Below are 14278 nucleotides of genomic sequence, written 5' to 3' on the forward strand. Positions count from 1 at the left end.
GGTGGCCTACGCGATCGGCAGCCGCGGGTTGAAGCCGAAGAACAGGAACGTCATCGTCATGTTCAGGACGGTCACGAGGATCAGGTTCACGGCCATCGACTGCGCGGTCGCCGTCCCCACCTCCACGGGACCCCCGCGGACGCGGTAGCCGAAGTAGAGCGCGACGGTCACGACTCCGGCGCTGATCACGAGCCCCTTGATGAACGAGAAGACGATGTCCATCGGGTTGGTGACCGTGTAGTAGACGAACTCCCAGGTGCCCTGCGAGACCGTCTGGCTGCGCACGTACGAGCCGATCCAGGAGGCGCCCTCGGCCGCCCCGAGCGAGATGAGATAGAGGATCGGCAGGACGATCGCGGAGGCGAGCATCCGGGTGGAGACCGTGAAGGCCAGCGACGGGATGCCGATGATCTCCATCGCGTCGACCTCCTGGTTGACGCGCATCGCGCCGAGCTGGGCGACGATGCCGCCGCCGACCTTCGCGGCGAGGATGAAGCCGAAGAGGAACGGCACGATCTCGCGGTTCACGCAGAACGAGCTGAAGATCGGCCCGGTGACGCTCGCGCCGATCGCCTGCCCGATCGACTCGGCGGCGATGCCGCACGCGGCGCCGACGATGAAGCAGATGAAGATGATGACGAGGGCGCTGCCGGCGACGAGGAAGCCGACCTGGCGCAGCACCTCGGCGGTGAACTTCGGCAGGTGGCGGAACGCGGCGATCGCGCGGACGACGAACGTCGCGTACTCGCCCGCGGCGTCGATCACCGGGATCTTGCGCGGCTTCTCGATCGCCTTCATCAGCGGCGAGCGGGGCGGCTCCGGGGTGACGCTCATATGAGGAAGTTCACCTCCGGGAAGAACGCCTCGAAGAGCGTCGTGTAGACGAGCGTCACGACCCCGACGACGACCAGCGACGAGACGACGGACTCGTTGACCGCCTTCCCGACGCCCTCGGCGCCGCCGCCGACCTGCATGCCCTTGTAGGCGGCGATCAGGCCGATGAGGATGCCGAAGAGCGTGAGCCGCACGACGCTGCCCCACAGGTCGAGGAAGTGGGTCAGCAGCAGCAGCTGGTCGAAGAACGCCTGCGTCGTGTTGCCGTACAGGAACACGGTCGCGCAGTAGGTGCCGGCGACGCCGGCCCAGAACGTCAGCAGCGCGAGCACGGGCATCCACAGGGCGAGGCCGACGACGCGCGGCATGATCAGGTTGCGGATCGGGTTGACCCCGAGCACCTCGAGCGCGAGCAGCTCCTGGCGGATCTTCCGCGCCCCGATCTCGGCGGTGATCGTCGCGCCCAGCGTGCCGGCGACGATCGCGGCGGTGAGGATCGGCCCGAGACCGCGCAGGAACGCGATCGGCGCCGCGCCGGAGATCCGGTCGACCGCGCCGAACGCGGCGGCCAGCGAGCCGCCCTGGATGCCGATCGTCGAGAAGCCGACGACGAACGAGACGATCATCGCGGGCAGCAGGGTCGCCTGGAAGGCGAACACGTACTGGCGCACGAACTCCGTCCGCCACGAGAGACCGGGCGTGAAGATCTGCGCGGCGACCTTGATCCCGAGCGCGGCGGTGCCGCCCGAGTTCTGCACCCACGATCCGGGTGGGATGTCCGTGCGCGTGAACGCCTTCCTGGCGGCCGCGACCGGACCGGTCATGCCTCTCCCCTGAGCACGGCGAGCATCCTAGACACTTGTGTACATACGACGCAACGTGGACGTGTCACCGCGGGTCGCGGACTATGCTCGGACGGTGAGCGAGCCGAACCCCGAGTGGCTGATCCTGGCGATCACGCTGATCGCGCTCGCGATGGCGCCGCTGGCCTCCAAGCTCGTCCGTGACGTCGGCGACCGCGTCTCCGGCGAGTCCGGAGGCGGAGCCCCGACCGACGAGGCGGCCGAGCGGCGCGCCCGCGACGAGGAGATCGGCCAGATGCTCGAGGCGCGCGCCTACATCCGCGCGCGCCGCGGCGAGCAGGACTGGACCGCCCAGGACGCCGTCGCGCCTCCCGCCGCCGACGACGGGCTGCGCGAGGAGGTCCGGCAGGTGGTCGTCGCCGGGAACGAGCGGCGGGCCCGGATGGGCGAGCCGCCGCTGGACGTCGAGGCCGAGGTGGAGCGCCGGCTGGCGCGACTGCTCGGCGGCGCCGACGCGGGCTGACGCCCGCGTCCCGGCGGCGATCAGTCCATCGCCAGCGGCCCGGTGGGCGCCGCGTTGAGGAACTGGTGCACGAACGGGTTCTCGGACTCGAACAGCTCGTCGGCGGGCCCGGACTCGACGATCCGGCCGCGCCACAGCACCGCGATGTAGTCGGCGACGGTGCGCGCCGTGCCGAGGTGGTGGCTGATGATCACGTAGCAGCCCTTGTTCTCGGCGTGGATCTCCTGCACGAGCTCGCACAGCAGCGCCGTGCGCACCGGGTCCAGGCCCGAGTCGGGCTCGTCGAAGAAGACGATGTCCGGGTCGAGCACGAGCGCGCGCGCGAACCCCGCGCGCTTGCGCATGCCGCCGGAGAGCTCGTTGGGCATCTTCTCCGCGGCGTGCCCGAGCCCGACCTCCTTGAGGCGGCGGTTGACGATCGCGGCGATCTCGTCCTCCCCCTTGTCGGTGTGCATCCGCAGCGGGAAGGCGGTGTTGTCGTAGATGTTCATCGAGCCGAACAGCGCGCCGTCCTGGAACAGCAGGCCGAAGCGCTTGCGCAGCTCCAGCAGCTCGTCCTCGCGCATGTTCGGGACCGACTGCCCGTGCACGAGGATGTCGCCCGCGTCGGGGCGCATGAGGCCGACGATCAGGTTGATGAGGACCGACTTGCCGGTGCCGGAGGGGCCGAGCAGCATCGAGACCTGGTCGTCGGGGAACGCGAGGTTCAGCCCGTTCTGGATTCGCATGCGCCCGAACTGCTTGACGACGTCGACCACCTCGATCGCGTCGCGGCCCGTGTGCTTGCGCTTGGCCCCGGTGTGCCACGAGTACGGGTTGGCGTCACCCGGCTCGATGCCCGGCACCGTGTAGTCGACGTGCAGGCGCGTGCCCGGGATCGGCTCGTAGTAGGCGCCGGAGTCCTCTTCGTGCTGCTCAACCACTTCCCTGTCCTCCCCGGACGACGAAACGGCCGCGCGGATGCGCGATCGCGCAGACGATACCCGAACCCTCCGTCGATGTTCACTGGTGTACGTTAGGCCGCGATGCGGGAGCGAGCGGGAGAGCGCGGCGCCGGTCGGGGAGCGGTCCCCGGGGTCGTCGCGGCCGTCGGCTGCCTGGTGCTCGCCGGCTGTGGCGCGCAGCCCAGCGGGGACGTCGACGAGCGCGCGGCGACCTACGAGGTCGAGGTCGTGCGGGCCTCCTTCCCGGAGCAGCAGCGCGTCTCGCTGACCTCCGATCTGGTGCTGACGGTCCGCAACCGCGGCGACCGCGACCTGCCCGAGCTCGCCGTCACGGTCTGGACCGGGAACGCCGGCGTCGAGGCGCCCAAGCCCGAGAAGCCGTTCTCCCTGCCGGCCGCCGACGCCCGCGCGGGCGATCGCGCGGTCGCGGTGTGGGTGCCGACCCCCGGCTTCCCGAAGATCCGGCCCGCGGGCGCGGCGGACGACGCCGCGCTGGCGCGCCGGCCGGACGGCGGCGCCGAGATCGCGCAGACCGACACGTTCGCGTTCGGGCCGCTGGCGGCCGGGGCGACCCGCACGGTCGTCTGGCGGGTCACCGCGGTCCGGGCCGGGCGCTACCGCCTGAACTACGCGGTCGCCGCCGGCCTCGCCGGCCGTGCCCGCGCGGTCGACGCCACCGGCGCCACGCCCGCGGGCCGGCTGCCGGTCCGCATCACCGCCGCACCGTCGGGCTGCGTGGTCGACGACCGCGGACGCACCAGCGGCGACTGCGACGACTGACCGGGCAGCCGCGACCGACGCGGCGACACGACGGCGGGTGAACGGCTCCTCAGGTCGTGCGCACCACGAGCACGTTGCACGGCGCGTGGTGGGTGATCTTGTTCGGCACGCTGCCCAGCAGGAAGCGCGCCGCGCCGGTCATGCCCTTGTTGCCGACGACGATCAGGTCGGCCCCCTGCTCGTCGGCGATCCTCAGGATGGCGTCCGCCGCCTCGCCCTCGCGCGCCAGCGGCGTCACGACCGGGATGTCGTACTCGGCGACGCTCGCCACGTCGGCCTCGAGGCCGGCGAGCGCGTCGCCGCGCGGGCCGACCGGGCGGGCGACGTCGGCGGGCAGGCCCGCCGGGCTGCGGTCCTCGAGCGTCGGCTCGTACGCGGTGGCGGAGTCCCGGGGCTCCTTGCCGTAATAGGCGCGGACGATCAGCAGCTCGGCCCCGGTCACGGCGGCCAGCTCGGCGGCCTCGCGCACCGCCTCGCGCGCGGTGGGCGACCCGTCGGTCCCGACGACGATCTTCTTCGGCATGGCGCAACCCTACCCCCGGCCCGCAGGCCGGGATGAGAGCCGCGTCACAGGCCGCCCGCGGGGCGGCGTCAGGCCGACTCGGCGGCGGGCGCGTCGTCCTCGGGCGCCGCCTCGGTGACGAGCGTCGGCGCGCGGCCGGCGTCGATCGTCTCCTTCGTCACGACGCACTTCTTCACGTCGCGACGGGACGGCAGCTCGAACTGCACGTCCAGCAGCGTCTCCTCGATGATCGACCGCAGGCCGCGGGCCCCGGTCTCGCGCTCGAGCGCCTTGTCGGCGACCGCGGTGAGCGCGTCGTCGGAGAAGACGAGCTCGATCCCGTCGAAGGAGAAAAACCGCTGGAACTGCTTGACGAGCGCGTTGCGCGGCTCGGTGAGGATCGTGATGAGGTCCTCGCGCGTGAGCTGGTGCACCGCGCTCACGACCGGCAGGCGGCCGATGAACTCGGGGATCAGCCCGTAGTTGACGAGGTCCTCGGGCAGGACCTTCGCGAACACCTCGGGGTTGGCGGCCTCCTCGGCGCGCTCCAGCGAGGCGCCGAAGCCGATGCCCTTGTTGCCGATGCGCCGCTCGATGACCTTGTCGAGGTTCGCGAACGCGCCACCGCAGATGAACAGCACGTTCGTCGTGTCGATCGACAGGAACTCCTGGTGGGGGTGCTTGCGTCCCCCCTGCGGCGGCACCGAGGCGGTCGTGCCCTCGAGGATCTTCAGCAGCGCCTGCTGCACGCCCTCGCCCGACACGTCGCGCGTGATCGACGGGTTGTCGGCCTTGCGGGCGATCTTGTCGACCTCGTCGATGTAGATGATCCCCGTCTCGGCCTTCTTGACGTCGTAGTCGGCCGCCTGGATGAGCTTCAGGAGGATGTTCTCGACGTCCTCGCCCACGTAGCCGGCCTCGGTGAGGGCGGTGGCGTCGGCGATCGCGAACGGCACGTTGAGGATGCGGGCGAGCGTCTGCGCGAGCAGCGTCTTGCCGCAGCCGGTCGGACCGAGCAGCAGGATGTTCGACTTCTGCAGCTCGATGTCCGAGTCCTGCGCCTGCATCATCTGCACGCGCTTGTAGTGGTTGTAGACCGCCACCGAGAGGGCGCGCTTGGCCTCGTCCTGCCCCACGACGTACTCGTCGAGGACGCCGAAGATCTCCTTCGGCTTGGGGAGGTTGTCCAGGTCGAACGTCGGCGGTGCCGTGAGCTCCTCGTCGATGATCTCGTTGCAGAGGTCGATGCACTCGTCGCAGATGTAGACGCCAGGCCCGGCGATGAGCTTCTTCACCTGGCGCTGCGACTTGCCGCAGAAGCTGCACAGCAGCTGTTCGTTCGAATCGGTCGGTCGAGCCATGCTCTCTCTCCCTCGCGGTGACGGCGGGCGGGTGCCCCGGAGCTAGTGCTCCGAGATCACCCGGTCGATGATCCCGTAGGCGGCGGCCTCTTCGGAGGACATGAAGTAGTCGCGCTCGGTGTCGTTCTTCACCTTCTCCAGGCTCTGCCCGGAGTGGTGGGCGATGATCTCGTCGAGCTTCGCGCGCAGGTCGATGACCTCCTTCGCGTGGATCTCGATGTCGGTCGCCTGGCCCTGGAAGCCGGAGGAGACCTGGTGGATCATGACCTTGGAGTTCGGCAGCGCCATGCGCTTGCCCTTGGCGCCGCCGGAGAGCAGCAGGGCCCCCATCGACATCGCGATGCCGACGCAGATCGTCGACACGTCGGGCTTGATGAACTGCATCGTGTCGTAGATGGCGAGGCCCGCGTACACGGAGCCACCCGGCGAGTTGATGTACAGCGAGATGTCCTTGTCCGGATCCTCGCTCTCCAGGTGCAGGAGCTGCGCGACGATCAGGTTCGCGATCTGGTCGTCCACGGGCGTGCCGAGGAAGATGATGCGCTCGCTGAGCAGACGGCTGTAGATGTCGAAGGCACGCTCGCCTCGCGACGTCTGCTCCACGACCATGGGGACAAGGGGACTCATGTTCCTCGCTTCTGTTTCGCTCGTACCACCGGAATCCTCCCGCCGGTCGACGAGATTCTGCGTTCCGATCGGATCAGCCTAGCAACGGGCCACCGGCGGTCTGGCAGCCCTGTCATCGGCCCGGACCGGCCGGGACTGAAGTCCGCTGGCGCGGGCGGTCCCGCCGCCGCGTCTCAGGCGTCGGCGGAGGCGTCCGGCTCGTCGGCCGGGGCGGGCACCGGGGTGGCGTGCTCGACGAGGAAGTCGAGCGCCTGGCGCTGCGCCAGGTCGTCCTTGATCTCCGCCAGGCGGCCCTGCTGCTCGAGCTTGTCGCGGAGCTTCTCAACCGCCATCTTCTCCTGCGCGGCGCTCGGCCCGAGGACGTCCAGGACGTCGCCGTCGGACGGCTCGATGCCCTCTGCGGCGACGACCGCGGCGATCACCGCGTCGCGGCGCAGCGCCTGCTCGGCGTCGGGCTTGGCCTGCTCCAGGACGGCCTCCTCGGACTGGCCGGAGATCTGCATGTACATCTCGCGCGAGATGCCCTGGTGGGAGAGCGAGTGGAGCATGCGGTCCCACATCTCGCGGGCGCGCGCCTCGATCAGCGCGTCCGGGACCTCGACGGTCGCGTTGGCGACGACCGCGTCGAGAACCGCCTCGCGGTACTCGTTCTCCGCCCGCCCCTCGGCGGCCTCGGTGATCTTCTTGCCGAGGTCCTCGCGCAGCTCGGCGAGCGAGTCGAAGCCGGCGGCGTTCTCGGCGAACTCGTCGTCGAGCTCGGGCAGCTCCTTGGCCTTGACCTCCTTCACGGTCACGGCGAAGACCGCGTCCTTGCCGGCCAGGTGCTCGGCCTGGTAGTCCTCGGGGAAGGTCAGCTCGACGGACACCTCGTCGCCGGCGGAGGCGCCGGTGAGCTGGTCCTCGAAGCCGGGGATCAGCTGGCCGGAGCCGAGCTCGATCATCTGGTCGCGACCGGCGCCGCCCTCGAACAGCTCGCCGTCGATCGAGCCCTCGTAGTCCATGACCACGAAGTCGCCCTCCGCGGCGGCGCGCTCGACGGTCTCCAGGCGCGCCATGCGCTGGCGCAGCTGCTCGACCTCGGCGTCGATCTGGGCGTCGGTGGCCTGCGGGTCCTTCTTCGGCGCCTCGACGCCCTTGTAGTCGCCCAGCGTGGCCGTCGGGCGCACGCCGATCTCGACGGTGAAGGTCAGCGCCTCCCCGTCGGCGGGCAGCTCGCCGAGGTCGACCTGCGGCTCGCCGATCGGCACGACGTCGCCGGCGTCCAGCGCCGCGACGTACCAGCGGCTGAGCGAGTCGCGGATGGCCTCGTCCAGGACGGCCTCGCGGCCGAGCTGCTTGATCACCAGCGCGGGCGGCACCTTGCCCTTGCGGAAGCCGGGAAGCCGGAAGTCGCGGCCGAGCTTGCGGGCGGCCTGGTCGACCCGCGCGCTGACCTCCTTCGCGGAGACCTCGGCCTCGATCTTCACCCGGGACTCGGGGAGCTCGGAGACGGTGGCGGTGACAGGGGTGCTCTTCGTGGCGGCCATGGACCTGACAAGGTACTCGGGAATGGCGTCCCGGCACCCGCTGACCCTCCCCGAGCGCGCGGCGGCGCGGCTGCTCTGCGGCCCGGTCGGGCACCTCGCGGCCGGTCTCGTGGACTGGGTCGTGCTGCTCTCGCGCTACGCGTGGGCGCGGGCGCGCGGCCGCACGCTCGCCTAGACGGGCCGCGTCGTCGCCGGGCCGCGGCGCTCAGCGCTCGAGCGCGAACAGCGGCCAGCGGCCGGGGACGCCCTTGAGCTCGTGGTCGCCGCGCGGCTGCCACGCGAGCCCGGCGCCGACGACCGTGCCGTAGGTCGTGCCGGAGGCGAGCACCTCGTCGGCCGCCGCCAGTGCCGCGACGCGCGCGGCGATGTGGACGGCCATGCCGCCGACGTCACCGCCGATGCGCTCGCACTCCCCCGTGTGCAGGCCGGCGCGGACCTGGACGCCGAGCGGGCGGACCGCCTCGACGATCGCGGCGGCGCACCGCACGCCCTGGGACGGGGGCCCGTCGAAGACCGCCAGGAACGCGTCCCCGATCGTCTTGACCTCGCGGCCGCCGTAGCGGTGCAGCTGCGCGCGGACGGCGGCGTCGTGCTCGGCGAGCAGGTCGCGCCAGCGGCCGTCGCCGATCCGCGACGCGGTCCCGGTGGCGTCGACGACGTCGGTGAAGAGCACGGTCAGCAGGTCGCGGTGCACCGCCGCGCCGGTGCGCCCGCCGGTGAGGAACTCCTCGACCTCCCCGATCAGGACCTCGCTCTCCCCCGCGGCGGGCAGCGAGTCCTCCCCGGGCAGCTCGACGAGCCGGGCCCCGTAGATCCGCTCGGCGGCGTAGCGGGAGTGGCGCACGTCGATGAGGCGGTCGGCCGTGCGGTGCAGCACGAGCGTGGGCACGCGCACGTGCGCGAGCAGCGGCCGCACGTCGACCTCCTGGAAGCGGGCGAGCGCGTCGCGGAAGCGGCCGGGGCTGGCCGACGAGCGCTCGAGCCGGCCGAGCCACTCGCGCAGGCGGTCGTCGTCGACGTGGCTCGGCGCGATCCGCTCCAGGTTGCCGCCGGTCCCCCACCACTCGAGCAGCTGCGCGCTGCGCTCCTCGCGCTCCCGGGCGCTCATCGCCCACGTGTAGTCGTCGTCGGCGATCGCCCGGTACATGCACGCGTAGAGGACCAGGCCGCTGATGCGCTCCGGGTGGGCGACCGCGGTCTGCACGGCCAGCGGCCCGCCCGCCGCGTACGCGAACACGGCGGCGCGCTCGCTGCCGACCGCGTCCAGGACGGCGAGCAGGTCGCCGATCTCGGTCTCCAGCGGCACGCCGGGCGGCGCCGGGTCCGACAGACCCAGGCCGCGCCGGTCGACGAGGACGATCCGGCAGAAGGAGGACAGGCGCTGCAGGTAGCGCTGGATCAGCGGCGACTCGAGCAGCACCTCGACGTGCGAGATCAGGCCGGGCAGGAAGACGACGTCGGTGGGACCGTCGCCGACCACGCGGTACGCGACGGTCGTGTCGCCGTTCGTCGCGTACCGGGTCCCCGAGTCCTCCACGGCGCAGAAGGATAGGCGCGGCCGGGCGGGCGCTCAGTCCATGGTGAAGACGATCTTGCCGAAGACGTCCCCGTCGACCATCGCGCGGAAGCCGCGGGCGGCGTCGGCCAGCGGCATCGTCTCCTGGATCACCGGGCGCACCCCGCTGGTCGCGCACAGCTGCACGAGCCGCGCGAGCTCCTCGCGCGAGCCCATCGTCGAGCCGAGGACCCGCAGCTGCAGGAAGAACACGCGCATCAGCTCCGCCGAGGGCGCCTCGCCGCTGGTGGCCCCGGAGACGACCAGCGCACCGCCCGGCTTCAGGCTGCGCAGCGAGTGCGCCCAGGTCGCCTCGCCGACCGTCTCGAGGACCGCGTCCACGCGCTCGGGCAGCCGCGCCCCGATCTCGAAGACGCGGTCGGCCCCGAGCTCCAGCGCGCGGGCGCGCTTCTCCTCGCTGCGCGACGTCGCCCAGACGCGCACGCCGGCGGCCGCGCCGAGCGCGATCGCCGCGGTCGACACGCCACCGCCCGCACCCTGGACCAGCACCGTCGAGCCCGGCTTGGCGTCGGCGCGCACGAACAGCATCCGGTAGGCGGTCAGCCACGCGGTCGGCAGGCAGGCCGCGTCCGCGAAGGACAGCTCCGCCGGCTTGGGGATGAGGTTGGCCCGCGGGACCGCGACCTGCTCGGCGAACGTGCCCGGATGGCGCTCGGACAGCAGCGAGCGGCGCGGGTCGAGCGTCTCCTCCCCGGACCAGGCCGGGTCGCCGATCACGCCGTGGACGACGACCTCGTTGCCGTCCTCGTCGACCCCGGCGGCGTCACAGCCGAGGATCATCGGCAGCTGCTCGGCCCGCAGGCCGACGCCGCGCAGCGACCACACGTCGTGGTGGTTCAGCGACGCGGCCTTCACGGTCACGGTCGTCCAGCCCGCGGGCACCTCGGGCTCCGGGCGCTCCCCCACCTCCAGGGCGGCGAGCGGGTCGGCGTCGTTGGCGGTGGCGGCGTAGGCGGCGAGCATGGCCCCAGCCTATGAGAGGGTGGGCGCCGACATGAGCTCGCCCGAGATCCCCTTCGCCAACTACCAGTACGAGATCTACCTGCGCGGCAGCATGATGAACCAGCGCCCGCGCCGGCCGCTGGACTGGCAGCGCCTGGAGGAGCAGGCCGCCGCGACGCTCGCCCGCGGCCCCTGGGGCTACATCGCGGGCGGTGCCGGGCGCGGGGACACGATGCGCGCCAACCAGGCGGCGTTCGACCGCTGGGCGCTGTCGCCGCGGATGCTGCGCGACGTCGCGCAGCGCTCGACCGCGCGGACCGTCCTGGGGACGCCGCTGCCCGCCCCGGTGCTGCTCGCGCCGATCGGGGTGCAGACGCTCGCCCACCCCGACGGCGAGCTCGCCACCGCGCGTGCGAGCGCCCGCACCGGGGTGCCGCTCGTCACGTCCTCGGCGTCGAGCTTCACGTTCGAGGAGATCGCCGAGGCGAGCGGGGACACGCCACGCTGGTACCAGCTGTACTGGCCGAAGGACCGGACGATCGCGACGTCGTTCATCCGGCGCGCCGAGGCCGCCGGGTACAGCGCGCTGGTCGTCACGCTCGACACCTGGCTGCTCGGCTGGCGGCCGATGGACCTCGACGAGGGGTTCCTCCCGTTCCTGTGGGGCGAGGGCAACGTCAACTACCTCCAGGACCCCGCGTTCCGGGCGCTCCTGGCCGCCCCGCCCGAGGAGGACATGCAGGCGGCGATCGGGCAGTTCGCGTTCCAGTTCTCCAACCCGGCGGTCACCTGGGAGGACCTCGCGTTCCTGCGCGAGACCACCGAGCTGCCGATCGTGCTCAAGGGCATCCTGCGCGCCGACGACGCGCGGCTGGCCGCCGAGCACGGCGTCGACGGGGTGATCGTCTCCAACCACGGCGGCCGCCAGGTCGACGGGGCGATCGGCGCGCTCGCCGCGCTGCCCGAGGTCGTGGACGCGGTCGGCGACCGGCTCGAGGTGCTCTTCGACTCGGGCATCCGCGGCGGCTCGGACGCGCTGAAGGCGCTGGCGCTCGGCGCCCGTGCCGTGCTGCTCGGCCGGCCGTACATGTGGGGGCTGGCGACCGGTGGCGAAGACGGCGTCGTCGACGTCGTGCGGTCGCTGCTGGCCGAGCTCGACCTCGCGATGGCCCTCACCGGCCACCGCACGATCGACGACGTCGACCGCAGCGCCCTGGTCGCCACCCCGTGAGCGGGAGCCCGCCCGCGCACGTCCGCGAGGTCCTCACAACCACGCGCGTGTGGGCGGTCGTCGGCTGCTCGCCCGACCCGTCACGGGACTCGCACCGGATCGCCGCGCTGCTGCAGTCGCGCGGCTACGAGGTGATCCCGGTGAACCCGCGCGAGCGCGAGATCCTCGGACAGCGCGTCTATCCGCGCGTGACCGACATCCCGGCCGCGCGCGGCGTCGAGGTCGTCGACGTGTTCCGTCGCAGCGAGGACGCGGGCGCCCACGTCGACGAGGCGATCGCGATCGGCGCCCGCGCCGTCTGGCTGCAGCTCGGCGTGGTCGACGAGGCGGCCGCCGCGCGGGCGACCGCGGCCGGGCTCACGGTCGTGATGGACCGCTGCCCGGCGATCGAGCTGCCACGCCTCTGACCCGCCACGGCTCAGTCGTGCCGCTCCGGGGCGCAGCGCGTCCGGGGCGGCACGGACCGGCCGTCAGGTCGCGGGCACGACGCCCGCCTCCACCGCGGCGGCGCGGTAGACCTCCGCGAGCGACTCCACGGTGGCGTGCGCGTTCAGGCCGCTGGGGTTGGGCACGACCCACAGCGGCGTCCCGGCGAACGGTCCGTCGAGCCGGTCGGGCTGGCGGCCCGCCTGCGCACGGCGCTCCCCGAACGCGTCGCGGTACGCGGTGATCCCGGCGATCGCGACCACGGCCGGGCGGCGCTCCCGCACGAGTCCGAGCAGGCGCTCCCCGCCGGCCCGCAGCTCCTCCGCGGTCAGCTCGTCGGCGCGCGCGGTCGCGCGGCGCACGAGGTTCGTGATCCCCACGCCGCGCTCGACGAGGTGGGCGCGGTCCGCGTCGGACATGCCGCGCGCCCGGTCGATCTCGTGGGCGGTGATCCCGGCCCGGTGCAGCGCCGGGTAGAAGCGGTTGCCCGGATGGGCGAAGTGCGTCTGCACCGCCGCGGTCCACAGGCCGGGGTTGATGCCGACGAACAGCAGCCGCAGCCCCGGCCCGAGCAGGTCGGGCACCTCGGTGCCGCGGAAGGCGTCGAGCTCGGCGCGGGAGAACGAGGGACGGGCGCCCGGCACGGCGCTCAGGCGCCGTGGAGCTCGGCCAGCCGCCGGTGCGCGAGCGCGACGGCCGCCGCCCCGTCCCCGACCGCGCCCGCGACCCGCTTGGTGGACCCGGAGCGCACGTCCCCGGCCGCGAACAGGCCCGGCACGAGCGTCTCGAGGTGCAGCGGGTCGCGGTCCAGCGGCCAGCCGTCCGGGCGTCGCCCGTCACGCAGCAGGTCCGGGCCGGTCAGCAGGTAGCCGGCCGCGTCGGTCGCGACCCCGTGGTGGGAGGCCCAGCCGGTGCGCGGCGTCCCGCCGATGCAGAGGAACAGCGCGCGGGCCGGGACCTGCTCGGTGGCCCCGTCACGGTGGCGCAGCGTGACCGCGGCGAGCGTGCCGTCGTCGGCGGCGTGCACCGCCACGACCTCGGTGCGCAGCTGCACGTCGATCAGCGGATGCTCGGCGATCCGGTCGACGAGGTACTGGGACATCGTCGCGCCGAGCCCCTCACCGCGCACGGCCATGCGCACCCGGGCGCCCGCGTTGCCGAGGTCCATGACCGCCTGCCCGGCGGAGTTGCCCGCCCCGACCACGACGACGTCGTCGCCACCGCAGTGGCGGGCTTCGCTACGCCCCGCCCCGTAGTAGACGCCGCGCCCGAGCAGCTCCTCGACGCCCTCGACCTCCAGGCGCCGCCAGAGCATGCCGGGGGCCGCGATGACGATGTCGGCCGTGACCGCGAGGCCGCCCTCCAGCTCGAGGGTCGTGCGTTCCCCGGGCGCGAAGCGGCTGCCGACGACGGGACGCAGGAACGACAGCTCCGCGCCGAAGCCCTCCGCCTGCCGGCCGGCGAGACGCGCGATCTCCGCCCCGCCGATGCCGCCCGGGAAGCCGAAGAAGTTCTCGATCAGCGAGGTGTGCGAGGCCTGCCCGCCCGGCACGTCGCGCTCGAGCACGACGGTGGACAGCCCGTCGGAGGCGGCGTACACGGCGGCGGCGAGCCCGGCCGGACCGGCCCCGATCACCGCGAGCTCGTAGTGGTCGCGCGCGGGCGGCGCGGTCATCGCCCACGCCTCGACGAGCCGCTCGACGGTCGCGCCCGTCACCGTCTCGCCGCCGCAGCGCACGACCGGCAGGGCGACGTCGGCGGGCAGGTCGGCGAGCAGCGCGTCCGCCTCCCCGGACCCCGCCTCGACCCAGCGGTGCGGCTGCGCGGTGCGGGTGAGGAAGTCGCGCAGGCGATGGTCCTCCGGGTCGTGGCGTCGCCCGACCACGACGACGTCGTCGCGGACGGGGCTCATCCGCCGACCGCCCGGAACATGACCGCGTCGACGTAGCACCAGCTCCAGTCCTCGCCCGGCTCGACCGAGCGGGCGACGGGGTGGCCGGTCTCCTCGTGGTGGCGCGTCGCGTGCGTGCTCGGCGAGCTGTCGCAGCAGGCGACGTGCCCGCACTCCTGGCACATCCGCAGGTGCACCCAGGTGCCGCCGACCGGAAGGCAGTCGGCACACCCCGGGACCGGGTCGGGCGGATCCACGATCCGCAGCTCGTCGGCGTGCGCGCAGCGGGGCATGCGCCCAATCTACGGACCC

At 73.0% G+C, this 14278-nt stretch carries 17 protein-coding genes; 5 read left to right on the forward strand and 12 right to left on the reverse strand.

Annotation, left to right across the window (positions count from 1 at the left end; translation table 11 throughout):
* Positions 1-6: 6 nt before the first annotated feature.
* Positions 7-834 carry an MlaE family ABC transporter permease gene (locus tag C7Y72_RS15080; RefSeq protein ID WP_107570015.1) on the reverse strand — a complete coding sequence of 276 codons (828 nt, stop codon included), beginning with the start codon at positions 832-834 and terminating at the stop codon, positions 7-9.
* Complete coding sequence (locus C7Y72_RS15085) at positions 831-1658, reverse strand: MlaE family ABC transporter permease (RefSeq protein WP_107570016.1); 828 nt, start codon at positions 1656-1658, stop codon at positions 831-833. The genes C7Y72_RS15080 and C7Y72_RS15085 overlap by 4 nt, the downstream gene beginning before the upstream one ends.
* A 94-nt stretch (positions 1659-1752) precedes the next feature.
* On the opposite strand from C7Y72_RS15085, the gene C7Y72_RS15090 reads away from it, so the two are divergent.
* Positions 1753-2160, forward strand: coding sequence for a hypothetical protein (locus C7Y72_RS15090; RefSeq protein WP_107570017.1), 408 nt, complete (start codon positions 1753-1755; stop codon positions 2158-2160).
* Between the two features lie 20 nt (positions 2161-2180).
* On the opposite strand, the gene C7Y72_RS15095 is transcribed toward C7Y72_RS15090, so the two are convergent.
* On the reverse strand, positions 2181-3083 hold the full coding sequence (locus C7Y72_RS15095; protein WP_233243891.1) for an ABC transporter ATP-binding protein: 903 nt from the start codon (positions 3081-3083) through the stop codon (positions 2181-2183).
* Between the two features lie 102 nt (positions 3084-3185).
* On the opposite strand from C7Y72_RS15095, the gene C7Y72_RS15100 reads away from it, so the two are divergent.
* Positions 3186-3884, forward strand: a complete 699-nt coding sequence (locus tag C7Y72_RS15100; RefSeq protein ID WP_107570018.1) for a hypothetical protein — start codon at positions 3186-3188, stop codon at positions 3882-3884.
* Between the two features lie 49 nt (positions 3885-3933).
* On the opposite strand, the gene C7Y72_RS15105 is transcribed toward C7Y72_RS15100, so the two are convergent.
* From C7Y72_RS15105 to tig, 4 genes are all read right to left on the reverse strand, one after another.
* Positions 3934-4407: a universal stress protein gene (locus C7Y72_RS15105; protein WP_107570019.1), complete on the reverse strand. Its 474-nt coding sequence runs from the start codon at positions 4405-4407 to the stop codon at positions 3934-3936.
* 68 nt (positions 4408-4475) lie between these two features.
* Positions 4476-5747: an ATP-dependent Clp protease ATP-binding subunit ClpX gene (gene clpX, locus C7Y72_RS15110; RefSeq protein WP_107570020.1), complete on the reverse strand. Its 1272-nt coding sequence runs from the start codon at positions 5745-5747 to the stop codon at positions 4476-4478.
* Positions 5748-5789: 42 nt separating this feature from the next.
* A complete protein-coding gene (gene clpP / locus C7Y72_RS15115) occupies positions 5790-6443 on the reverse strand; it encodes an ATP-dependent Clp endopeptidase proteolytic subunit ClpP (RefSeq protein ID WP_284690355.1) in 654 nt (217 codons plus the stop codon).
* A gap of 104 nt (positions 6444-6547) precedes the next feature.
* Positions 6548-7900: a trigger factor gene (gene tig, locus C7Y72_RS15120; protein WP_107570022.1), complete on the reverse strand. Its 1353-nt coding sequence runs from the start codon at positions 7898-7900 to the stop codon at positions 6548-6550.
* Between the two features lie 22 nt (positions 7901-7922).
* Here tig and C7Y72_RS23405 point away from each other — a divergent pair, with 22 nt between their 5' ends.
* Positions 7923-8075, forward strand: a complete 153-nt coding sequence (locus C7Y72_RS23405; protein WP_154731961.1) for a hypothetical protein — start codon at positions 7923-7925, stop codon at positions 8073-8075.
* A gap of 30 nt (positions 8076-8105) precedes the next feature.
* On the opposite strand, the gene C7Y72_RS15125 is transcribed toward C7Y72_RS23405, so the two are convergent.
* Together C7Y72_RS15125 and C7Y72_RS15130 are read right to left on the reverse strand one after the other, a co-directional pair.
* Positions 8106-9437, reverse strand: a complete 1332-nt coding sequence (locus C7Y72_RS15125) for an adenylate/guanylate cyclase domain-containing protein (RefSeq protein ID WP_107570023.1) — start codon at positions 9435-9437, stop codon at positions 8106-8108.
* Positions 9438-9470: 33 nt separating this feature from the next.
* Positions 9471-10439 carry a zinc-binding dehydrogenase gene (locus tag C7Y72_RS15130; RefSeq protein ID WP_107570024.1) on the reverse strand — a complete coding sequence of 323 codons (969 nt, stop codon included), beginning with the start codon at positions 10437-10439 and terminating at the stop codon, positions 9471-9473.
* A gap of 31 nt (positions 10440-10470) precedes the next feature.
* On the opposite strand from C7Y72_RS15130, the gene C7Y72_RS15135 reads away from it, so the two are divergent.
* Both C7Y72_RS15135 and C7Y72_RS15140 read left to right on the forward strand, forming a co-directional pair.
* Entirely contained in the window at positions 10471-11649 is a 1179-nt protein-coding gene (locus tag C7Y72_RS15135) for a lactate 2-monooxygenase (protein ID WP_107570025.1), read from the forward strand.
* On the forward strand, positions 11646-12056 hold the full coding sequence (locus C7Y72_RS15140) for a CoA-binding protein (RefSeq protein ID WP_107570026.1): 411 nt from the start codon (positions 11646-11648) through the stop codon (positions 12054-12056). Before C7Y72_RS15135 ends, C7Y72_RS15140 begins: the two co-directional genes overlap by 4 nt.
* A 63-nt stretch (positions 12057-12119) precedes the next feature.
* On the opposite strand, the gene C7Y72_RS15145 is transcribed toward C7Y72_RS15140, so the two are convergent.
* From C7Y72_RS15145 to C7Y72_RS15155, 3 genes are read right to left on the reverse strand one after another with little or no spacing between them, the layout of a single operon-like run.
* On the reverse strand, positions 12120-12719 hold the full coding sequence (locus tag C7Y72_RS15145) for a mismatch-specific DNA-glycosylase (RefSeq protein ID WP_107570027.1): 600 nt from the start codon (positions 12717-12719) through the stop codon (positions 12120-12122).
* 5 nt (positions 12720-12724) lie between these two features.
* Positions 12725-13987: an NAD(P)/FAD-dependent oxidoreductase gene (locus C7Y72_RS15150; RefSeq protein ID WP_107570028.1), complete on the reverse strand. Its 1263-nt coding sequence runs from the start codon at positions 13985-13987 to the stop codon at positions 12725-12727.
* A complete protein-coding gene (locus tag C7Y72_RS15155) occupies positions 13984-14259 on the reverse strand; it encodes a UBP-type zinc finger domain-containing protein (protein WP_107570029.1) in 276 nt (91 codons plus the stop codon). The genes C7Y72_RS15150 and C7Y72_RS15155 overlap by 4 nt, the downstream gene beginning before the upstream one ends.
* Positions 14260-14278 lie beyond the last annotated feature (19 nt).

The organism is Paraconexibacter algicola (assembly GCF_003044185.1).
GTDB classification, from domain to species: Bacteria; Actinomycetota; Thermoleophilia; order Solirubrobacterales; family Solirubrobacteraceae; genus Paraconexibacter; species Paraconexibacter algicola.